A 20,132-nucleotide genomic window follows, 5' to 3' on the forward strand; every position below is an offset into this window, starting at 1 on the left:
CTGGTACGTGCAAATTATTTGGGATGCCCCGGAATAGGAACACGGAGGCACCCCGGCTCGTTGTCACGACGTGAGCACGACACCACCTGTTCTCGCCGCAGAGCTGGCAGGGGCGTGGGCCGACATTCAGCGGCACCACCCCGAACTGCCGGATCTTGCCGCGCCCGAATCCCTGATCGGGGAGTCGTCGTCCGCCTGCGGACACGAGCTCTCCTTCGAGCGACTGCTTCACGAGGCAGTCCATGGCATCGCAGCCGCGCGCGGAATCCGCGACACCTCGCGCGCCGGCCGGTACCACAACCGCAGATTCCTGGCCATCGCCGAGGAGCTCGGCCTCGATCACCCCGAGGAGCCGCATCCGAGCAGTGGCTTCTCACTGGTCACGCTCAACCCGGAGGCGAAGCAGCGTTACCGCCAGACGATCGAGCGGCTCCAGCGCGCCCTGAAGGCCCACACCGCGGCCACGGCCGCGGACACCAAGCGCAGCTTCCGCGGACCGGCCGCACGGCACGGCTCCTCCGGGGGCGGGGTCCGCGTCAAGGCCGTCTGCGACTGCGGCCGCAATGTCCGCGTCGTGCCGTCGGTGCTCGCCCAGGCGCCGATCGTGTGCGGCGGCTGCGGCAAGCCGTTCCGCATCCCGGAAGTGGTGGGTGCGGCCGCCGGGTGACCTGCGGATACCCGCTCCTGGTGGGGTGAAGGGGGGTGACCGTACTCCGGTTCGGTCGCCCCCTCGGCATATGGCACAATGGCTAGCTGTACTCGACAGCCGCACAGGACCCCTCTCTCCTCCGGCTGACGCGTCCATCGGGCACTCGGGTACCGCAACCCCACGCGGCAATCTCGCCGTGCCCACCCACGTCAAGACCAGGAGACACCACTCCCGTGGCAGTCAAGATCAAGCTGAAGCGTCTGGGCAAGATCCGTTCGCCTCACTACCGCATCGTCGTCGCCGACTCCCGTACCCGCCGTGACGGCCGGGCCATCGAGGAGATCGGCCTGTACCACCCGGTGCAGAACCCGTCGCGCATCGAGGTCGACTCGGAGCGCGCGCAGTACTGGCTGGGTGTCGGCGCGCAGCCGACCGAGCCGGTCATGGCCATCCTGAAGCTCACCGGTGACTGGCAGAAGCACAAGGGTCTGCCCGCCCCGGAGCCGCTGAAGGTCGCCGAGCCGAAGTCCGCCCGCCCCTCCTTCGAGGCGCTGGCCACGGCCGACGAGCCCAAGGGTGAGGCCATCACCCAGAAGAAGAAGGCTGAGAAGAAGGACGACACGGCCGAGGCCGCTGCGTCCGAGTCGACCGAGGCCTGAGCATGCTCGAGGAGGCTCTTGAGCACCTCGTGAAGGGCATTGTCGACAACCCCGACGACGTGCAGGTCGCCTCGCGCAACCTGCGTCGTGGGCGCGTACTCGAGGTCCGGGTCCACCCCGAGGACCTCGGCAAGGTGATCGGCCGCAACGGCCGCACCGCGCGCGCTCTGCGGACCGTCGTGGGCGCCATCGGCGGCCGCGGTATCCGCGTCGACCTCGTCGACGTGGACCAGGTCAGCTGACAAAGTTGAACACCGGCTCGGGCCGGGGAGGGCTTACGGGCCGTCCCCGGCCCTAGTCGTATGACAGGAGAGTTTCCGACGTGCAGTTGGTAGTCGGGCGCATCGGCCGCGCCCACGGCATCAAGGGTGAAGTCACCGTCGAGGTGCGCACCGACGAGCCTGAGCTGCGGCTCGGCCCCGGTGCGGTGCTCGCCACCGACCCCGCCTCCACCGGGCCGCTCACCATCGAGTCCGGCCGGGTGCACTCCGGCCGGCTGATGCTGCGCTTCGCGGGCGTACGCGACCGGAACGCGGCGGAGGCGCTGCGCAACACGATCCTGATCGCCGAGGTCGACCCGGAGGAGCTGCCGGAGAACGAGGACGAGTTCTACGACCACCAGCTCATGGACCTCGACGTCATCACGGTCGACGGCACCGAGGTCGGCCGGATCACCGAGATCTCGCACCTGCCCTCGCAGGACCTGTTCATCGTGGAGCGGCCCGACGGCAGCGAGGTCATGATCCCGTTCGTCGAGGAGATCGTCACCGAGATCGACCTCGAGGAGCAGAAGGCGGTCATCGACCCGCCGCCCGGCCTGATCGACGACCGCGCCGAGATCGCCTCCAGCCGGGACGCCGAGTCCGACGAGGACGCGTCCGCATGAGGCTCGACGTCGTCACGATCTTCCCCGAGTACCTGGAACCGCTGAACGTCTCCCTCGTCGGCAAGGCCCGCGCGCGAGGCCAACTCGACGTCCACGCGCACGACTTGCGGCAGTGGACGCACGACCGCCACAACACGGTCGACGACACCCCCTACGGCGGCGGCCCCGGCATGGTCATGAAGACCGAGCCGTGGGGAGACTGCCTCGACGAGGTGCTCGCCGACGGGTACGAGAGCGGCGCCCACGGGCCCGTCCTGGTCGTCCCCACGCCCTCCGGGCGCCCCTTCACCCAGGAACTCGCCGTCGAGCTCTCCGAGCGCCCCTGGCTGGTCTTCACGCCCGCGCGCTACGAGGGCATCGACCGCCGCGTCATCGACGAGTACGCGACCCGTATGCCGGTCTACGAGGTCTCCATCGGCGACTACGTCCTCGCGGGCGGGGAAGCGGCCGTCCTGGTCGTCACGGAGGCCGTCGCGCGCCTGCTGCCCGGCGTCCTCGGCAACGCGGCCTCGCACCAGGACGACTCCTTCGCGCCGGGCGACATGGCGAACCTCCTCGAAGGCCCCGTCTACACCAAGCCGCCCGAGTGGCGCGGCCGGGACATCCCCGACGTGCTGCTCAGCGGCCACCACGGCAAGATCGCCCGCTGGCGGCGGGACGAGGCGCTGCGCCGCACCGTGCGCCACCGCCCCGACCTGATCGAGCGCACCGACCCCAAGGCCTTCGACAAGAAGGACCGCGAAATGCTCTCGATCCTGGGCTGGGGCCCGGGCCCCGACGGACGATTTGGGCCAATGCCCGGGGCCGTGGAAGAATAGGCCGCTGCTGTACGTCCGACCTGCGCCCCTGCCACAGGGGGAACGACGCAAGGCCCGACGCGATCAGCTACCGAAACTCATCGCATACCTCCCGCCGATGACCTGTGGCATCGGCGAAGAAAGCAGACGATCATGTCTCACCTGCTCGACTCCGTCGACGCCGCGTCGCTGCGCAGCGACGTCCCGGCCTTCCGCCCGGGTGACACCGTCAACGTCCACGTCCGCGTCATCGAGGGCAACCGCTCCCGTGTGCAGCAGTTCAAGGGCGTAGTCATCCGCCGCCAGGGCGCCGGTGTCCGCGAGACCTTCACGGTCCGCAAGGTCTCCTTCTCCGTCGGTGTGGAGCGCACCTTCCCGGTCCACACCCCGATCGTCGAGAAGATCGAGCTCGTCACCAAGGGTGACGTCCGTCGCGCCAAGCTTTACTACCTGCGCGAGCTCCGCGGCAAGGCCGCGAAGATCAAGGAGAAGCGCGAGAACTGATCTCGCGTTCGGGGTCGTCGCGTCGCCGGATAGCATCTGGCCTCGATGGACACCGAAGCACAGCACGTGGAGCGCGACCGCTCCTCCCAGCCCGCGGAACACACCCCGGAGGGCGAGGAGGACCGGTCGCGCTCCTCTTTGCGTTCCCGGAACGCCCTGTCCCGGGGCGTCGACGCGGTCGCCGCCTGGCTGCCCGGCGGCCGCGTGACGCTCGCGGTGCTCAGCTGCCTGGCGCTCCTGCTCGCCTTCAGCGTCCTGGTGATGCAGCCGTTCCAGATCCCCAGCGGCTCCATGGAGTCCACATTGAGGGTCGGGGACCGCGTTCTCGTAAATAAGTTGGCGTACCGTTTCGGTGCCGAACCGGAGCGCGGCGACGTGATCGTCTTCGACGGCGACGGGTACTTCGGTGAGGCCGACTACATCAAGCGGGTCGTGGGTGTGGGGGGAGACCACGTGGTCTGCTGCGACAGCAGGGGGAGGATCGAGGTGAACGGGCAACCCGTGGACGAGCGCTCCCTGCTGTACGCCGGAGACGCGCCCTCCGAGGTGTCGTTCGACATCAAGGTCCCCGACGGGACCCTCTTCCTGCTCGGCGACCACCGCGGCGACTCCCGGGACTCCCGGGAACTCCTGGGGGCGCCCGGCGGCGGTTTCCTCCCGCTCGACCATGTGATCGGCAAGGCCGAATGGGTCGCCTGGCCGACCGGGCACTGGCGCTCCCTGGCCCGTCCTGACGTCTACGCGCGCGTGCCCGCACCCGGCGGCTCGCATGGGTAGGCGGGGCAGGGGGCGCGGCGGCGAGGGCGACGAGTTGCTGCCCACCGGGAGCAGGCCCACCAGCGGGCCCGCGCACCCGGGGCGCGCGGAGCGGCGCAAGCTCGCGCGCAAGGTGAAGCGCAGGCGCAGGCGCTCGGCCATCAAGGAGATACCGCTCCTCATAGGCGTGGCCCTGCTCATAGCCCTGGTCCTCAAGACGTTCCTCGTCCAGGCCTTCGTGATCCCGTCCGGCTCCATGGAGCAGACGATCAAGATCGGCGACCGGGTCGTGGTGGACAAGCTCACCCCGTGGTTCGGCGCCGAGACGCACCGCGGTGATGTCGTCGTCTTCAAGGACCCCGGCAGGTGGCTGACGGCGGAGGCCGGCCAGAAGAAGGACCCGCCGGTCGGCGTCAAGCAGGTCAAGGAGGGGCTGACCTGGATCGGGCTGCTGCCCTCCGACAACGACCGCGATCTGATCAAGCGGGTCGTCGGGGTCGGCGGCGACACCGTGAAGTGCTGCGACAAGCAGGGCCGCGTCACCGTGAACGGGACGCCGCTGAACGAGACTTCGTACATCCACCCCGGCAACGCCCCCTCGAAGTTCGATTTTTCGGTGAAGGTTCCCGAAGGCCGGCTGTTCGTCATGGGGGATCACCGCGCCAACTCGGCGGACTCCCGCTATCACCTCACCGAGGCCTACCACGGCACGGTCTCCGAGGATTCGGTGGTCGGCCGGGCCCGCGCCATCGTCTGGCCGATCGGCAACTGGACCACCCTGGGCGAGCCCGAGACGTTCTCCGCCGTGGCCGACGCGCAAGGTGACGGATCGACCGCCGCGTCCGGCGCGTCGCATAAGGTGGCCACCACGAACAGCGCCGTCATGAGTTCGAACGCATCGGATTCGGACGGAATGATCCCCCTCCCGACCCCTGCGGAACTCCCGCTCGTTATGGGAGTGGTGGGCCTGCATCGCGTAGGGATCAGGCAGCGGCACGGAGTGAGGAGTGGATGTGGGGGACTTGGCGGTCGGCGCACGGTCAGGGCAGGGGCCCGAAGAGCAGCCCGGGCGATCCGACGACGCGGCGAATCCGGCCGTGACGGACCAGGGGCCCGCAGCCGGTGAGGGTGTGCAGGCGGATACCGGAGGCGGTGACGACACCGGCAGGCAGCAGAAGAAGCCCCGCTCCTTCTGGAAGGAGCTGCCGCTCCTCATCGGTATCGCGCTGGTCCTGGCCCTGCTGATCAAGACGTTCCTGGTCCAGGCGTTCTCGATCCCGTCGGCGTCCATGGAGAACACGCTGAAGATCGGCGACCGGGTGCTCGTCGACAAGCTCACGCCCTGGTTCGGCTCGAAGCCCGACCGTGGCGAGGTCATCGTCTTCCACGACCCGGCCGACTGGCTGGAGGGCGAGCCGACCGCGGATCCGAACGCGATCCAGCAGGTGCTGAGCTGGGTCGGTCTGATGCCGTCCGCCGACGAGAAGGACCTCATCAAGCGCGTCATCGGTGTCGCGGGCGACACCGTCGAGTGCAATGGCACGGGCCCGCTCAAGGTGAACGGCAAGGCGCTCGACGAGTCGTCGTACGTCTACGCGGGCAACACCCCGTGCAGCGCGGACAACGCGGGCGGAACGTTCAAGGTGAAGGTACCCGCGGGCAAAGTTTGGGTCATGGGTGACCACCGCCAGGACTCCATGGACTCCCGCTACCACCAGAACGACAAGAACGACGGCTTCGTCCCGGTGGACAACGTCGTGGGCCGCGCGATCGTCGTCGCCTGGCCGCCCACCCACTGGTCCACGCTGCCCGTCCCGGACACCTTCGACCAGTCCGGTATCAACGCGGCGGCGAGCGCGGCTCCGGGCGCGCTCGGTCTCGCGGGCGCGGTGCCGCTGGTGATCTGGCGCAGGCGCAAGATCAACAAGGGCCTTACCGAGGGGAACACCAGGGTTTCTGCGACCGGTACCGCCGGGTAGGGTGCCGTCCCAGATCGCCGATCTTCCGTGGTCCGCGCCATTGCGGGGCCGGGCCGCGAGGTCGATTTCTCCGACGCTGGGGAGCAACTGGGATGAGCAGGACACGTCGTACGGACGAGGGCCACGGCAAGGCCGGCAGCATGCTGTCGGGCATAGCCGTGGCCCTCGGCTGTGTGCTGTTCCTCGGCGGATTCGTGTGGGGTGCCTTCGTGTACCAGCCGTACACGGTGCCCACCGACTCGATGACGCCGACGATCGGCGCGGGCGACCGGGTCCTCGCGCAGCGGATCGACGGCAGCGTGGTCAAGCGTGGTGACGTCGTCGTCTTCCAGGAGGCCACCTGGGGCGACATGCCGATGGTGAAGCGGGTCGTCGGGATCGGCGGCGACAAGGTCGCCTGCTGCACCGACGGCAAGCTGACCGTCAACGGCAAGAAGATCGACGAACGGTATCTGCCGTCCGGCAAGAACGCCTCGCTCACCGGCATCAAGACCACGACGGTGCCCAAGGGCCGGCTCTTCCTGCTCGGTGACGAGCGCAGCGGCTCCCTGGACTCCAGCGTCCACCTCGGCGACTCGGAGAACGGCTCGGTGGAGCGCGGCGCCGTACAGGCCCGGGTGGACGCCGTGGCCTGGCCCCTGAACGGCATGCTGGCCAAGCCCACCGGCTTCGAGGCGATGCCCGGCGGCATCTCGCAGCCCGGACCGCTGAAGTGGATGGTGTACGCGGTGGTGGGCGGCGCGGTGCTGGTGCTGGGCGGGGCCGCGTACGGCCCGATCTCGAAGCGCTCGCGGCGCTCGCGGACCCCCCGTACGGAGCCGGTACGTGCCTGAGCCGGGCGACGGACTGCGCAAGGTGGCCCGGGTCGTGCTGCTCGACCCGGAGAACCGCATTCTGCTGCTGCACGGGCACGAGCCGGACGACCCGGCGAACGACTGGTGGTTCACCCCGGGCGGCGGCCTGGAGGGCGACGAGACGCGCGAGCAGGCGGCGCTGCGGGAACTCGCCGAGGAGACCGGCGTGACGGACGTCGAGCTGGGCCCGGTGCTGTGGCAGCGCTCGTGCTCCTTCCCGTTCGACGGGCGGCGCTGGGATCAGGACGAGTGGTACTTCCTGGCCCGCACCCGCCGTCCGGTGCCCTCGGACGCGGGATCGATGATCAATGAATCGGGCCTGACCGACCTGGAACGACGCAGCGTCGTCGGAGCACGCTGGTGGACGTACCGGGAACTGACCGAAGCGCATGAGACGGTGTATCCGACCAGACTCGCCGAGCTGCTGAACCGGCTGCTCGACGAAGGTCCCCCGAGCCGGCCGCTGGTCCTCGACACGGAAATCGTCTAGAGGCCCCAGAGACTGGCGCACAATAGGGGGACGCACGGCTGAAGGGGAACATGCCATGAGCGCCGAGGACCTCGAGAAGTACGAGACCGAGATGGAGCTGAAGCTCTACCGGGAGTACCGCGACGTCGTCGGTCTGTTCAAATATGTGATCGAGACTGAGCGGCGTTTTTACCTCACCAACGACTACGAGATGCAGGTGCACTCGGTCCAGGGTGAGGTGTTCTTCGAGGTGTCGATGGCGGACGCCTGGGTGTGGGACATGTACCGGCCCGCCAGGTTCGTGAAGCAGGTCCGTGTGCTCACGTTCAAGGACGTGAATATCGAGGAGCTGAACAAGAGCGACCTGGAGCTTCCGGGGAGCTGAGTCCGACCGGCTGCCCGTCCTGCGGGTGACGGGGTTTTCCACAACCTGCCGGTAGTTCACCAAGATCCACTTCATCGTCGCCGCTGCCTCAGCGTGGGCGTCGGAGGTGGTGCCGACGTGAACGCACAGAGCGCACTGGGAAAGTACGGCGAGGATCTGGCCGCGAGGCGGCTGGCCGAGGCCGGGATGACGGTGCTCGCACGCAATTGGCGTGCGGGCCGGTCGGGCGAGATCGACATCGTGGCGCGGGACGGCGACGCCGTCGTCGTGTGCGAGGTCAAGACCCGCCGGGCCGTGGGCGGATCAGGCCGGGGCAGCCCCTTCGAGGACCCGATGGCCTCCATCACGCCGGTCAAGGCGCGGCGGCTGCGGGATCTCGCCGAGCGGTGGGTGCAGGAGCACGGCGGGGCGCCACCCGGCGGGGTGCGCATCGATCTCGTCGGTGTCCTGCTGCCGGAGCGCGGAGCGCCCCGCGTCGAGCATGTGCGGGGGGTGTCCTGATGGGATTCGCGCGTACGTGTTCCGTGGCCCTGGTGGGTGTCGAGGGCGTCGTCGTCGAGGTGCAGGCCGACCTGGAGCCGGGGGTCGCCGCCTTCACGCTGGTGGGGCTGCCCGACAAGAGCCTGGTGGAGAGCCGGGACCGGGTCAGGGCCGCCGTGGTCAACTCCGGGGCGGACTGGCCGCAGAAGAAGCTCACCGTGGGGCTCAGTCCGGCGTCCGTGCCGAAGAGCGGCTCGGGCTTTGATCTTGCTGTCGCTTGCGCCGTACTCGGTGCAGCCGAGCGGATCGACCCGCGGGTCCTCTCCGACATCGTGATGATCGGGGAGCTGGGGCTCGACGGACGGGTGCGGCCGGTGCGCGGGGTGCTCCCGGCCGTGCTCGCCGCGGCCGACGCGGGCTACGAGCAGGTGGTGGTCCCGGAGTCCACGGCGGGCGAGGCCGCGCTCGTGCCGGGCATCTCCGTCCTCGGCGTGCGCAGCCTGCGCCAGCTCATCGCGGTCCTCGCGGACGAGCCGGTGCCGGACGAGGAGCCGGAGACGCACGGCCGCCCCGATCCCATGCTGGCCGGACTGAGCATGCCCGGCAGCGGGGCGGGCACCGGGATCGGCGGCCAGCCGCACGACGGGCCGGGTCTCGATCTCGCCGATGTCGTCGGACAGCTGTCGGCCCGCACCGCGATCGAGGTCGCCGCCGCGGGCGGCCACCACGTGATGCTGTCCGGGCCGCCGGGCGCGGGCAAGACCATGCTCGCCGAGCGACTGCCCGCGATCCTGCCCCGGCTCACCCGCGAGGAGTCCCTGGAGGTCACCGCGATCCACTCGGTGGCGGGCATGCTGCCACCGGGCACGTCGATGATCGACGTCGCGCCGTACTGCGCGCCGCACCACTCGGCGACCATGCAGTCCCTCGTCGGCGGCGGTCCGGGGACGGCACGGCCGGGGGCCGTCTCGTTGTCCCACCGCGGGGTGCTCTTTCTGGACGAGGCGCCGGAGTTCAGCGGGCAGGCGCTCGATGCCCTGCGGCAGCCGCTGGAGGCGGGGCATGTCGTCATCGCCCGCAGCGCGGGAGTGGTGCGGTTGCCCGCCCGCTTCCTGATGGCCCTCGCCGCGAACCCTTGTCCTTGTGGGCAGTTCCGGGTCCACGGCGGCGAGTGCGACTGCCCGCCGGCCATGGTCCGGCGGTATCAGTCCCGGCTCTCCGGACCGCTGCTCGACCGGGTCGACCTGCGCGTCGAGGTGGACCCCGTCACGCGCAACGAACTGGCGGGGTACGGGCCGCGCGGCGACTCCACCCAGGTCGTCGCCGACCGGGTGCGCCTGGCGAGGGAGCGGGCGGGGGCCCGCTTCGCGGAGTCGCCGTGGCGGACCAACAGCGAAGTCCCGGGGCACGCGCTGCGCACCCGGTGGCCGGCCGCCCCGGGCGCCCTGGACGAGGCCGAACTGGACCTGGAGCGCGGCTTCCTGACCGCACGCGGGCTCGACCGGGTGCTGCGGGTGGCCTGGACCGTGGCCGATCTCGGCGGACGCGACCGGCCCTGCGCACAGGACGTGGCGCTCGCGCTGCAACTGCGGACCGGCATCTCGCGCGGGGCGCCCATGACGATCGGGTCCGGCACATGACCGGGCGGAGCGTCCCGGACGAGGTGCGGCTCGCGCGGGCCCGGCTGACCCGGATCGTCGAGCCGGGCTGGGAACCGGCCGGTCGGTGGCTGCGGGAGTTCGGGGCGGTGGAGACGGTCCGGCGCATCGACGAGGCCGACGAGGGGGCGGCGGATCCGGCGCTGCCCGGGGTGCGCGAGGCGCGCTGGGCGGGCCTGGTCGCGCGGGCCAGGGAAGCGCCGCCCGCGGAGCTCGACCTGACACGGGCCGGCCGGCTCGGGGCGCGCTTCGTGTGCCCGGGGGACCCCGAGTGGCCGGGACAGCTGGACGACCTGGGGGACGCGCGGCCCCTCGGGCTGTGGGTGCGCGGCGGCCCGTCCCTGCGGATGTGGGCGCTGCGCTCGGTGGCCGTCGTGGGCGCGCGGGCCTGCACGGACTACGGGGTGCGGATGGGCGCGAGCCTCGGCGCCGGGCTCGCCGAGCGCGGCTGGGTGGTCGTGTCGGGCGGTGCGTACGGGATCGACGCCGCGGCCCATCGCGGAGCCCTCGGCGCCACCGGGGCCACGGTGGCGGTCCTCGCCTGCGGCATCGACCGCACCTATCCGCGCGGACACGAGCAGTTGATCGACCGGGTCGCGGAACAGGGTCTTGTGGTGGGTGAGTTGCCGCCCGGGGCTCACCCCACGCCCAGCCGCTTCATTCTGCGGAACCGGGTGATCGCCGCACTCACCCGCGGCACGGTCGTCGTCGAGGCGGCCTACCGCAGCGGAGCGCTCGGCACGGCGCGCTGGGCGCTGCGCACGGGGCGGCATGTGATGGGGGTGCCGGGCCCCGCGACCAGCGCCGTCTCCGCCGGGGTCCACGAACTGTTGCGCAGGGAGGGGGTGCTGGTGACGGACGCCGAGGAAGTCGTCGAGCTGGTCGGTGAGATGGGGGAGCTCGCCCCGGAGCGACGCGGACCCGTGGTGCCGCGCGACCTGCTGGCCCCGGCCACCGCGCGCGTACTCGCGGCGCTGCCGGCGCGCGGGACCCGGACGCTCGCCGAGGTCGCCCGGGAGGCCGGTGCGACCGACGACGACACGACCGGTCGGTTGTACGAACTGCGCTCGTTGGGGTTCGTCGAACGACACGGCGACGGCTGGAAGTTGACACGCCAGGCGATTCGGTCGGTCTCGGCGGACGGAGGCGGATCCTGACCCACGGTGTTGCGCCGTCCGGATGACCCCTCGATGACCTTGGCAATTCCGGTAGTTGACGCTCTGTCCCGATCGCGTTCGGTACCGGAACCGTCCGCGCAAGTCCCCCAAGGGAACGTATCTGCGCGCGTATGACCCCCGCCCCTTCGCACACTGCGACGCCGCAGTCACGCTACGCTCACCAGGATTCGGGTTTCGTCACCTCAATCCGTAATCAGGCAGGCAGCTCGGTACCAGTCATCACTAGACGGGCAACACTCCATCTTCACCAGCAAAAAGATCCCAGCGGCTCCCACGACCCGGACCACGGGCGCACAGGTCCAGGCTCCGGCCCAGACCCGGGGCACCCTCTCCGAGTCACTCGGCAAGCAGCAGAACGGCACAAGGCGGCGCATGCCACAGCACACCTCCGGATCCGACCGGGCGGCGGTTCCCCCCGCAGCCCGCGGCTCCAGCGTGCGGCCACCGGCCCCCTCCTCGCTCGATGAGCTGTGGAGGTCGTACAAGGCGACGGGCGACGAGCGCCTGCGGGAGCAGTTGATCCTGCACTACTCGCCGCTGGTGAAGTACGTCGCGGGCCGGGTGAGCGTCGGACTGCCGCCCAATGTCGAGCAGGCCGACTTCGTCTCGTCCGGGGTGTTCGGGCTGATCGACGCGATCGAGAAGTTCGACATCGAGCGGGAGATCAAGTTCGAGACGTACGCGATCACCCGGATCCGCGGCGCCATGATCGACGAACTGCGGGCCCTGGACTGGATCCCCCGCTCCGTGCGGCAGAAGGCACGCAATGTGGAGCGGGCCTACGCCACGCTGGAGGCCAAACTGCGGCGCTCTCCCTCGGAGAGCGAGGTGGCCGAGGAGATGGGCGTCGCGCTGGAGGAACTGCACGCCGTTTTCAGCCAGTTGTCGCTGGCGAACGTGGTGGCGCTGGAGGAGTTGCTGCATGTCGGGGGCGAGGGTGGCGACCGGCTCAGCCTCATGGACACCCTGGAGGACCAGGCCGCCGACAATCCGGTGGAGGTCGCCGAGGACCGTGAGCTGCGGCGGCTTCTGGCACGGGCGATCAATACGCTGCCCGAGCGGGAGAAGACCGTCGTCACGCTCTACTACTACGAGGGGCTCACCCTCGCCGAGATCGGCAACGTGCTGGGCGTGACGGAGAGCCGGGTCAGCCAGATCCACACGAAGTCGGTACTGCAGCTGCGCGCGAAACTGGCGAGTTTCGGACGCTGAGGATCTTCGGGTGGCCGGCGCTGGCGAATCGTCCCTGCCGTGCCGTGGGTGACGGCCGCCGCATGCCCCGGTGACCGGCAGCCGTGGCCGCTGAGGCTCCCGTAGTGGGCGGCGCGTCCGTACAGTGGATGTGTGCCAAGGATTCGAGCGGCCTCTGTGGCCGAGCACCGGTCGATGCAGCGCGCGGCTCTTCTGGATGCCGCGCGTTCCCTGCTGTCCGAGGGTGGGACGGAGGCGCTGACGTTCCCCGCGCTCGCGGAGCGGACGGGGCTCGCGCGGTCGTCCGTGTACGAGTACTTCAAGTCCCGCGCGGCCGTGGTCGAGGAGCTGTGCGCCGTCGACTTCCCGGTGTGGGCCGCCGAGGTCGAGGCCGGGATGGCCCGGGCCGCGACGCCCGAGGGCAAGGTCGAGGCGTATGTGCGGGAGCAGCTGGCGCTGGTCGGGGACCGGCGGCACCGGGCTGTCGTCGCCATCTCCGCGAGTGAGCTGGACGCCGGGGCCCGGGAGAAGATCCGGGCCGCGCACGGGGGGCTCGTCGCGATGATCGTCGAGGCGCTCGGGGAGATGGGGCACGGGCAGCCGCGGCTGGCGGCGATGCTGGTGCAGGGGGTTGTCGATGCGGCGGTGCGGCGGATCGAGCTCGGGGCCGCCGAGGAGCCGGGTGCGATCGTGGATGCTGCCGTGGCCATGGTGCTGCGGGGGGTTCAGGGCTGACGCCCGCTGTGCGCTTCCGCGCCGGGGTGGTCGTGGCGGGGCCCGTTTTTGGAGGGCGTACCCCGCACCATGTCGGCCGTTTCTCGGCCCCCCCCGGAGTGGTCGTCCCGCGCCCGGCAGGTCGTGGTGGGGCCGTGCCCGGAGCGCTCACCCCGCGCCGGGGTGCCGCCTTGCCCACCCTGCCGCCCCAGGCGGCAGATTGCCCAAGGCGGGTGGGCTGGGCCGGGGCCTCGGTGGTGGCGGTTGTCCTAGGCGGGCGGACCGGGCGGGATTGTTGCTGTCGGCGGGTTGCCCAAGGCGGGTGGGCTGGGCCGGGTCGTCAGTGGTGGCGGTTGCCTTAGGCGGGCGGACCGGGTGGGATCGTTGCTGTCGGCGGATTGCCCCAGGCGGGCGGGCTCGGCAGGGTCGCTGATGGTGGCGGGTTGCCCCAGGCAGGCGGGCCGAGCCGGGTTGTCTGTGACCAGACGAGCGGGGGAGTCGGGAGCGGCTCCCCGTTCCAGAATGGCGCGGGGGCGATGCCCCATACCGGCAGCAGGCGTGGCGGGAGGCGTCGTGTTGCGGACGGGGAGAGTAGGGACAGTGGGTCCAGGTACGTGTCGCCCCTGATCAGGCCCCAGTGCAGGCACGACGGGGCGGTCGGTGGGCAGTGGCCCGTGGGGAGTTCCAGGGTGCCGAGCATGGTGCCGGGGGTGACCTCGACGTTCTTGTGCACCGTCGCCGCCACCGGCTCGTACGTCGTGCGCAGGGGCGGATCCCCGGTGCCCGTCAGTTCCACCGAGACAACGCCCCGGCCCGCCACCCGGCCCGCGAAGGAGACCCGGCCGGCGGCCTGGGCGCGCACCGGGGCACCGATCGGGGCCGCGAGGTCCACGCCGCGGTGGCCCGGGCCGTAGGCCGACGCCGGTGGGGACCAGGCCCGTACCACCGCGGGTCGGTCGCCCACCGGCCAGAGATCGGCTGCGTGCACCGGGGTTCCGACGGACAGCGCCGCCAGCAGAAACATCACGCACAGTAGTCGTCGCATGGCTGAGATGATCCGCGCCCGCGCTCGTCCCGGGGGATCTTGGCCGGGAAACGTGGACTACCGGGCGGTTGTGGACAGCGGCGTCACCCGGTACCTCCAGGGTCCCGTACACTTCATGTGGCGATCCGGGCCACCGGATCGACTTCGCACGCCCCGACACCGAGCCGTCACCGGTTCGTGTCAGCGCCTTTCGGTCCCGTGCTCACGCACGAGGCAGGCGCGCTCGGGACGTCAGGAAACAACCGAGAACACTCAGAGGAGTACGGCCATGGCCGTCGTCACGATGCGGGAGCTGCTGGAGAGCGGCGTCCACTTCGGTCACCAGACCCGTCGTTGGAACCCGAAGATGAAGCGCTTCATCTTCACGGAGCGCAACGGCATCTACATCATCGACCTGCTCCAGTCGCTGTCGTACATCGACCGCGCCTACGAGTTCGTCAAGGAGACCGTCGCCCACGGCGGCACGGTCATGTTCGTCGGCACGAAGAAGCAGGCGCAGGAGGCCATCGCCGAGCAGGCCACCCGCGTCGGCATGCCCTACGTGAACCAGCGCTGGCTGGGCGGCATGCTCACCAACTTCTCGACCGTCTACAAGCGTCTGCAGCGCCTCAAGGAGCTCGAGCAGATCGACTTCGAGGACGTCGCCGCGTCCGGTCTCACCAAGAAGGAGCTTCTCGTGCTCTCGCGCGAGAAGGCCAAGCTGGAGAAGACCCTCGGCGGTATCCGCGAGATGTCCAAGGTTCCCAGCGCCGTCTGGATCGTGGACACCAAGAAGGAGCACATCGCTGTCGGCGAGGCCCGGAAGCTCAACATCCCGGTCGTCGCGATCCTCGACACGAACTGTGACCCCGACGAGGTCGACTACAAGATCCCGGGCAACGACGACGCGATCCGCTCCGTCACCCTGCTCACCCGCGTGATCGCCGACGCCGTCGCCGAGGGCCTCATCGCCCGTTCCGGCGTCGCCACGGGCGACCAGAAGCCGGGCGAGAAGGCCCAGGGCGAGCCGCTCGCCGAGTGGGAGCGCGACCTGCTCGAGGGCGAGAAGAAGGCCGACGAGAAGGCCGAGGAGAAGGCTGAGGAGGCCGCTCCGGCCGCCGACGCCGCTGCCGCCGAGGCCCCCGCCGCCGAGGCGCCGGCCGCCGAGGCCCCGGCTGCCGAGCAGGCCTGACCCGCACGGAATTCGGTTTCATGAGTGACGCGGCGGGGGCCTTCATCGGCCCCCGCCGTTCACCCGTGGCCGTCCGTGCGTGACCTTTCGTCGTCAGACACTCAGACTTCGTAGAGAGAAAACCAGGATCATGGCGAACTACACCGCCGCTGACGTCAAGAAGCTCCGTGAGCTCACGGGCGCCGGCATGATGGACTGCAAGAAGGCGCTCGACGAGGCCGAGGGCAACGTCGACAAGGCCGTCGAGGCGCTGCGCATCAAGGGCCAGAAGGGCGTCGCCAAGCGCGAGGGCCGCTCCGCCGAGAACGGCGCTGTCGTCTCCCTCATCGCCGACGACAACTCCACCGGTGTCATCGTCGAGCTGAAGTGCGAGACGGACTTCGTCGCCAAGGGCGAGAAGTTCCAGGCCGTGGCCAACGAGCTGGCCGCGCACATCGCCAAGACGTCGCCCGCCGACATCGAGGCCCTGCTCGCCTCCGAGATCGAGGCCGGCAAGACCGTCCAGGCGTACGTCGACGAGGCCAACGCCACCCTGGGCGAGAAGATCGTCCTGGAGCGCTTCGCCCAGTTCACCGGCGCGTACGTCACGGCCTACATGCACCGCACCATGCCCGACCTGCCCCCGCAGATCGGTGTCCTGGTCGAGCTGGACAAGGCCGACGCCGACCTCGCCAAGGGTGTTGCGCAGCACATCGCCGCCTTCGCGCCGAAGTACCTCACCAAGGACGACGTCCCGGCCGAGGTCGTCGAGTCCGAGCGTCGCGTCGCCGAGGAGACCACCCGCGCCGAGGGCAAGCCCGAGGCCGCGCTCCCGAAGATCGTCGAGGGTCGCGTCAACGGCTTCTTCAAGGAGGCCACCCTCCTCGGTCAGCCGTACGCGCTCGACAACAAGAAGTCGGTCGAGAAGGTCCTCCAGGAGGCCGGTGTCACCCTGAAGCGCTTCTCGCGCATCAAGGTCGGCATCTGAGTCCGTACCGCGCCCGACGCGAGACCCGGCTAGGGTCGACAGCAGTCGTCCGGGTACGCACCGGACGACCGCAGATGTGACGAGGAGGCCATTGCCGCACATGGGATGCGAAACACCCCATCGGCAATGGCCTTCTTCGTATGTGTGCCAAGCAAGAAGAGGCGAGAATCCATGACCAGCACCCAGGCAGCAGACAAGGGCGACAAGAGCGACGACGGCAAAGGCGCGGGGCGCTTTCTGCTGAAGCTCTCCGGTGAGGCGTTCGCCGGGGGTGGGGGTCTGGGTGTCGACCCCGACGTGGTGCACGCCATCGCCCGTGAGATCGCGGCCGTCGTCCGCGACGGGGCCCAGATCGCCGTCGTCATCGGCGGCGGCAACTTCTTCCGCGGTGCCGAGCTCCAGCAGCGCGGCATGGACCGGGCCCGTTCGGACTACATGGGCATGCTCGGTACGGTCATGAACTGCCTGGCCCTCCAGGACTTCCTGGAGAAGGAGGGCATCGACAGCCGCGTGCAGACCGCCATCACGATGGGCCAGGTCGCCGAGCCGTACATCCCGCTGCGCGCCGTACGCCACCTGGAGAAGGGCCGCGTCGTCATCTTCGGTGCCGGCATGGGCATGCCGTACTTCTCCACCGACACCACCGCCGCGCAGCGCGCCCTGGAGATCGACGCCGAGGCGCTGCTCATGGGCAAGAACGGTGTCGACGGTGTCTACGACTCGGACCCGAAGACCAACCCCGGGGCCGTGAAGTTCGACGCGCTCAGCTACGGCGAGGTCATCACGCGCGACCTGAAGGTCGCCGACATGACCGCCATCACCCTGTGCCGTGACAACAAGCTCCCGATCCTCGTCTTCGAGCTCCTCACGTCGGGCAATATCGCGCGCGCGGTCAAGGGTGAGAAGATCGGGACGCTGGTGGGCGAGCAGGGCACCCGCGCCTGACCCTCAGGTCCGCAACACCCCGCGGGGGATGGACAATGTCCTGCCGGTCGGACACCGTGCAAGGACACCGCAGGACCGCAGGACACCGCAGGAAGCCGCGCGGGCACACCGTGCGGGAAGCAACAGACGCGACGCAGCCGGCCGCCCCCGTGCACGCCGGGCCTCACTCAAGACACGCAGGAGCAAGTGGTGATCGAAGAGACCCTCCTCGAGGCCGAGGAGAAGATGGAGAAGGCCGTCGTGGTCGCCAAGGAGGACTTCGCCGCGATCCGCACCGGCCGTGCGCACCCGGCGATGTTCAACAAGATCGTGGCCGACTACTACGGCGCGCTGACGCCGATCAACCAGCTGGCCTCCTTCTCGGTGCCGGAGCCGCGGATGGCCGTGGTGACCCCGTTCGACAAGAGCGCCCTGCGCAACATCGAGCAGGCGATCCGTGACTCGGACCTGGGCGTCAACCCGAGCAACGACGGCAACATCATTCGTGTGACGTTCCCCGAGCTCACCGAGGAGCGCCGCCGCGACTACATCAAGGTCGCCAAGGGCAAGGCGGAGGACAGCAAGGTGTCCATCCGTTCCGTCCGCCGCAAGGCCAAGGAAGCCATCGACAAGGCGATCAAGGACGGCGAGATCGGCGAGGACGAGGGTCGTCGCGGCGAGAAGGAGCTGGACGACACCACCGCCAAGTACGTGGCCCAGGTGGACGAGCTGCTCAAGCACAAGGAAGCCGAGCTGCTCGAAGTCTGAGCCGAGCGGAACATCGAGGTTCGAGGAATCCGTGAACGACTCTTCCTGGGGGGCGCCGCAGACCGGGCCCGGGTACTGGGGGCCCGCTGATCAGGATCGCGGCCCGGCAGGTCCCGCGTACGGTCAGGGCCCCTCGTACGACCAGGGACACGCTCCGGCGGGTCCCGCGTACGAACGGCACGCGGTTGAGGAGACTCGGCCCATGCCCATCGTGCCCGATATGCCCGACGTGCCCGCCGGTGGCGGTGACCACCAGGACGACCGGGGGGCTGCTCGGCTGAGCGGTCCCCTGTTCCGCGACGAGGCGACCCCGCAGGCCGAGCGGCCGGCGCCGTCGTCGCAGACCCCGCAGGAGCCCATGACCGGCGCAGCACCTCACTCGCAGTCCGAGCCGGAGCCGCAGCCGCAGCCTCAGCAGAAGAAGAGCGCGGGGCGGGATCTCGGCGCGGCCATAGGGGTCGGCGTCGGGCTCGGTGCCGTGATCATCGCGTCGCTGTTCATCGTCAAAGCGGTGTTCGTCGGCGTGATAGCGGTCGCCGTCGTGGTGGGCCTGTGGGAGCTCACCTCGCGTCTCGACGAGCGCAAGGGCATCAAGGCGCCGCTCGTGCCGCTGGCGGTCGGCGGCGCGGCGATGGTCGTCGCCGGGTACGTGCGCGGGCCCGAGGGCGCGTGGGTGGCGATGGCGCTGACCGCGCTCGCGGTCCTGGTGTGGCGGATGACCGAGCCGCCCGACGGTTATCTGAAGGACGTGACGGCCGGGGTCTTCGCCGCCTTCTACGTCCCCTTCCTCGCGACGTTCGTGGCGATGATGCTCACCGCGGACGACGGGGCCTGGCGGGTCCTGACCTTCCTGATCCTGACGGTGGTCAGCGACACCGGCGCGTACGCGATCGGCTGGCGCTTCGGCAAGCACAAGCTGGCACCGCGCATCAGCCCCGGAAAGACCCGCGAGGGGCTCTTCGGCGCGGTGCTGTTCGCGATGGTGGCCGGCGTCCTGTGCATGCAGTTCCTGATCGACGACGGGACCTGGTGGCAGGGCCTGGTGATCGGCGCCTGCGTCGCGGCCAGCGCGACCCTGGGCGACCTCGGCGAGTCCATGATCAAGCGCGACCTCGGCATCAAGGACATGGGAACCCTGCTGCCGGGCCACGGCGGCATCATGGACCGCCTCGACTCCCTGCTGCCGACGGCGCCGGTGGTGTGGCTGCTGCTGGTGCTGTTCGTCGGTTCGGCCTGAGCCGAGCGAGCTGTTCGAGGGGGCGGGCGCCTGCGGGACGCCCGCCCTGTCGGCGTCACCACCGATGAATCCGCAGATCACTTCACATCACCGCCGGGAGAACCCGTGACCGACAGCAAGAACATCAACAACCCCGTGGGCCAGGGCGGCGGCCAGCGCAAGAAGCAGTCGCGCGCCGAACGGCAGAACCACGGACCGCACCGCAACCTCGACCGCCGGCGCGCGGCCGACCAGAAGGCCGAGCTGCTGCGCAAGATGCGCGAGAAGACCGGCGCGGCCGAGGCCACCGGGCAGTCGGACGACGACACCGCGCAGAGCTGACGCACCACCGCCGCGAGGCGGCACCGCGCGGGGCAGGGCCCGGACCACGACGCGTGGTCCGGGCCCTGCTGCCGTCCCTGGGCCGTCCGACGCCGCTCGACGGTCACTGACGGCGACCGTCGGTGACAGAGTCCCAGGGGGACGAACCCAGGTCACCGCCATTTGTCTGCGACACTGGTACAGCCATGCCTAAGACGCCATTTCAGTTGGCGTGATCTTGCGGCAGGCTGGGGTGATGGCTGCTGCGCTTGTCGAACGGTTGGCGCCGGATGATCTGTGGGAGTTGTTCCAACGGGTGGTCCCGCCGGCCCCGGAGCGCCCGAAAGGCGGAGGACATCGTCGCCGAGGAGACCGCGAGGTGCTGGCCGCGATCATCTTCGTGGCCACCTCGGGGTGCACCTGGAACCAACTGCCTCCCGGCTTCGGCCTGTCGGGTGTGACCGCCTTTCGCCGGTTCACTGTGTGGACCGAGGCTCGCGTGTGGGCCAAGCTTCATCGCTTGGTCCTGGACGAACTGGGTGCTCAGGGCGGACTCGACTG

Annotated in this window: 24 protein-coding genes and 1 pseudogene; 24 read left to right on the forward strand and 1 reads right to left on the reverse strand. The window is 70.0% G+C overall.

Annotation, left to right across the window (positions count from 1 at the left end; translation table 11 throughout):
- Positions 1–70 precede the first annotated feature (70 nt).
- The 17 genes from K377_RS37960 (at position 71) to K377_RS38040 (ending at position 13,180) form a co-directional block, all read left to right on the forward strand.
- Entirely contained in the window at positions 71–667 is a 597-nt protein-coding gene (locus K377_RS37960; protein WP_111668203.1) for a hypothetical protein, read from the forward strand.
- A gap of 215 nt (positions 668–882) precedes the next feature.
- On the forward strand, positions 883–1,308 hold the full coding sequence (rpsP, locus tag K377_RS37965; RefSeq protein ID WP_111668204.1) for a 30S ribosomal protein S16: 426 nt from the start codon (positions 883–885) through the stop codon (positions 1,306–1,308).
- A gap of 2 nt (positions 1,309–1,310) precedes the next feature.
- Positions 1,311–1,550: an RNA-binding protein gene (locus tag K377_RS37970; protein ID WP_111668205.1), complete on the forward strand. Its 240-nt coding sequence runs from the start codon at positions 1,311–1,313 to the stop codon at positions 1,548–1,550.
- Between the two features lie 80 nt (positions 1,551–1,630).
- Positions 1,631–2,194 (forward strand): ribosome maturation factor RimM, encoded by a 564-nt coding sequence (rimM, locus tag K377_RS37975; protein WP_111668206.1) that lies wholly within the window; start codon positions 1,631–1,633, stop codon positions 2,192–2,194.
- Positions 2,191–3,012: a tRNA (guanosine(37)-N1)-methyltransferase TrmD gene (gene trmD / locus K377_RS37980; protein ID WP_111668207.1), complete on the forward strand. Its 822-nt coding sequence runs from the start codon at positions 2,191–2,193 to the stop codon at positions 3,010–3,012. The genes rimM and trmD overlap by 4 nt, the downstream gene beginning before the upstream one ends.
- Positions 3,013–3,144: 132 nt before the next feature.
- Entirely contained in the window at positions 3,145–3,495 is a 351-nt protein-coding gene (rplS, locus tag K377_RS37985) for a 50S ribosomal protein L19 (RefSeq protein ID WP_018531094.1), read from the forward strand.
- Positions 3,496–3,540: 45 nt separating this feature from the next.
- Positions 3,541–4,272 carry a signal peptidase I gene (gene lepB, locus K377_RS37990; RefSeq protein WP_111668208.1) on the forward strand — a complete coding sequence of 244 codons (732 nt, stop codon included), beginning with the start codon at positions 3,541–3,543 and terminating at the stop codon, positions 4,270–4,272.
- Positions 4,265–5,377: a signal peptidase I gene (lepB, locus tag K377_RS37995; RefSeq protein ID WP_111668209.1), complete on the forward strand. Its 1,113-nt coding sequence runs from the start codon at positions 4,265–4,267 to the stop codon at positions 5,375–5,377. Before lepB (K377_RS37990) ends, lepB (K377_RS37995) begins: the two co-directional genes overlap by 8 nt.
- Positions 5,265–6,230, forward strand: coding sequence for a signal peptidase I (lepB, locus tag K377_RS38000; protein ID WP_111668232.1), 966 nt, complete (start codon positions 5,265–5,267; stop codon positions 6,228–6,230). The genes lepB (K377_RS37995) and lepB (K377_RS38000) overlap by 113 nt, the downstream gene beginning before the upstream one ends.
- A 92-nt stretch (positions 6,231–6,322) precedes the next feature.
- Positions 6,323–7,063: a signal peptidase I gene (gene lepB / locus K377_RS38005; protein WP_111668210.1), complete on the forward strand. Its 741-nt coding sequence runs from the start codon at positions 6,323–6,325 to the stop codon at positions 7,061–7,063.
- Positions 7,056–7,574, forward strand: a complete 519-nt coding sequence (locus K377_RS38010; RefSeq protein WP_111668211.1) for an NUDIX hydrolase — start codon at positions 7,056–7,058, stop codon at positions 7,572–7,574. Before lepB (K377_RS38005) ends, K377_RS38010 begins: the two co-directional genes overlap by 8 nt.
- A 55-nt stretch (positions 7,575–7,629) precedes the next feature.
- Positions 7,630–7,938: a DUF2469 domain-containing protein gene (locus K377_RS38015; protein ID WP_005311352.1), complete on the forward strand. Its 309-nt coding sequence runs from the start codon at positions 7,630–7,632 to the stop codon at positions 7,936–7,938.
- A 117-nt stretch (positions 7,939–8,055) separates the two neighbouring features.
- Entirely contained in the window at positions 8,056–8,439 is a 384-nt protein-coding gene (locus K377_RS38020; RefSeq protein WP_181512750.1) for a YraN family protein, read from the forward strand.
- The gene (locus K377_RS38025) at positions 8,439–10,058 is read left to right on the forward strand and encodes a YifB family Mg chelatase-like AAA ATPase (protein ID WP_111668213.1); all 1,620 of its coding nucleotides are present in this window, start codon (positions 8,439–8,441) and stop codon (positions 10,056–10,058) included. The genes K377_RS38020 and K377_RS38025 overlap by 1 nt, the downstream gene beginning before the upstream one ends.
- Entirely contained in the window at positions 10,055–11,233 is a 1,179-nt protein-coding gene (gene dprA / locus K377_RS38030) for a DNA-processing protein DprA (RefSeq protein WP_111668214.1), read from the forward strand. The genes K377_RS38025 and dprA overlap by 4 nt, the downstream gene beginning before the upstream one ends.
- A 393-nt stretch (positions 11,234–11,626) precedes the next feature.
- Positions 11,627–12,466, forward strand: coding sequence for an RNA polymerase sigma factor WhiG (gene whiG / locus K377_RS38035; protein ID WP_111668215.1), 840 nt, complete (start codon positions 11,627–11,629; stop codon positions 12,464–12,466).
- Between the two features lie 156 nt (positions 12,467–12,622).
- Complete coding sequence (locus K377_RS38040) at positions 12,623–13,180, forward strand: TetR/AcrR family transcriptional regulator (RefSeq protein ID WP_111668216.1); 558 nt, start codon at positions 12,623–12,625, stop codon at positions 13,178–13,180.
- A gap of 514 nt (positions 13,181–13,694) precedes the next feature.
- On the opposite strand, the pseudogene K377_RS38045 reads toward K377_RS38040, so the two are convergent.
- Positions 13,695–14,183 (reverse strand): annotated as a pseudogene (locus tag K377_RS38045) (M23 family metallopeptidase); the annotation flags it as partial.
- 289 nt (positions 14,184–14,472) lie between these two features.
- On the opposite strand from K377_RS38045, the gene rpsB reads away from it, so the two are divergent.
- The 7 genes from rpsB to K377_RS38080 form a co-directional block, all read left to right on the forward strand.
- Positions 14,473–15,375, forward strand: coding sequence for a 30S ribosomal protein S2 (gene rpsB / locus K377_RS38050; RefSeq protein ID WP_111668218.1), 903 nt, complete (start codon positions 14,473–14,475; stop codon positions 15,373–15,375).
- A 130-nt stretch (positions 15,376–15,505) separates the two neighbouring features.
- Entirely contained in the window at positions 15,506–16,342 is an 837-nt protein-coding gene (gene tsf, locus K377_RS38055; protein ID WP_111668219.1) for a translation elongation factor Ts, read from the forward strand.
- Between the two features lie 171 nt (positions 16,343–16,513).
- On the forward strand, positions 16,514–17,287 hold the full coding sequence (gene pyrH / locus K377_RS38060; protein ID WP_111668220.1) for a UMP kinase: 774 nt from the start codon (positions 16,514–16,516) through the stop codon (positions 17,285–17,287).
- Between the two features lie 189 nt (positions 17,288–17,476).
- The gene (frr, locus tag K377_RS38065; RefSeq protein WP_111668221.1) at positions 17,477–18,034 is read left to right on the forward strand and encodes a ribosome recycling factor; all 558 of its coding nucleotides are present in this window, start codon (positions 17,477–17,479) and stop codon (positions 18,032–18,034) included.
- A 31-nt stretch (positions 18,035–18,065) separates the two neighbouring features.
- On the forward strand, positions 18,066–19,271 hold the full coding sequence (locus tag K377_RS38070) for a phosphatidate cytidylyltransferase (protein ID WP_111668222.1): 1,206 nt from the start codon (positions 18,066–18,068) through the stop codon (positions 19,269–19,271).
- Positions 19,272–19,376: 105 nt separating this feature from the next.
- Positions 19,377–19,592 carry a DUF6243 family protein gene (locus tag K377_RS38075; protein ID WP_111668223.1) on the forward strand — a complete coding sequence of 72 codons (216 nt, stop codon included), beginning with the start codon at positions 19,377–19,379 and terminating at the stop codon, positions 19,590–19,592.
- 235 nt (positions 19,593–19,827) lie between these two features.
- A partial coding sequence (locus tag K377_RS38080) for a transposase (RefSeq protein ID WP_146614826.1) occupies positions 19,828–20,132 on the forward strand: 305 nt, incomplete at its 3' end.

The organism is Streptomyces sp. PsTaAH-137, from assembly GCF_003259365.1.
Taxonomy (GTDB): domain Bacteria; phylum Actinomycetota; class Actinomycetes; order Streptomycetales; family Streptomycetaceae; genus Streptomyces.

Excerpts from the sequence above, each read along its gene's own strand:
- K377_RS37970 (WP_111668205.1), top strand. The coding sequence starts at position 1,311 with ATGCTCGAGGAGGCTCTTGAGCACCTCGTGAAGGGCATTGTCGACAAC.
- trmD (WP_111668207.1), top strand. The coding sequence starts at position 2,191 with ATGAGGCTCGACGTCGTCACGATCTTCCCCGAGTACCTGGAACCGCTG.
- rplS (WP_018531094.1), top strand. The coding sequence starts at position 3,145 with ATGTCTCACCTGCTCGACTCCGTCGACGCCGCGTCGCTGCGCAGCGAC.
- lepB (WP_111668208.1), top strand. The coding sequence starts at position 3,541 with ATGGACACCGAAGCACAGCACGTGGAGCGCGACCGCTCCTCCCAGCCC.
- lepB (WP_111668209.1), top strand. The coding sequence starts at position 4,265 with ATGGGTAGGCGGGGCAGGGGGCGCGGCGGCGAGGGCGACGAGTTGCTG.
- lepB (WP_111668210.1), top strand. The coding sequence starts at position 6,323 with ATGAGCAGGACACGTCGTACGGACGAGGGCCACGGCAAGGCCGGCAGC.
- K377_RS38015 (WP_005311352.1), top strand. The coding sequence starts at position 7,630 with ATGAGCGCCGAGGACCTCGAGAAGTACGAGACCGAGATGGAGCTGAAG.
- K377_RS38025 (WP_111668213.1), top strand. The coding sequence starts at position 8,439 with ATGGGATTCGCGCGTACGTGTTCCGTGGCCCTGGTGGGTGTCGAGGGC.
- dprA (WP_111668214.1), top strand. The coding sequence starts at position 10,055 with ATGACCGGGCGGAGCGTCCCGGACGAGGTGCGGCTCGCGCGGGCCCGG.
- whiG (WP_111668215.1), top strand. The coding sequence starts at position 11,627 with ATGCCACAGCACACCTCCGGATCCGACCGGGCGGCGGTTCCCCCCGCA.
- rpsB (WP_111668218.1), top strand. The coding sequence starts at position 14,473 with ATGGCCGTCGTCACGATGCGGGAGCTGCTGGAGAGCGGCGTCCACTTC.
- tsf (WP_111668219.1), top strand. The coding sequence starts at position 15,506 with ATGGCGAACTACACCGCCGCTGACGTCAAGAAGCTCCGTGAGCTCACG.
- pyrH (WP_111668220.1), top strand. The coding sequence starts at position 16,514 with ATGACCAGCACCCAGGCAGCAGACAAGGGCGACAAGAGCGACGACGGC.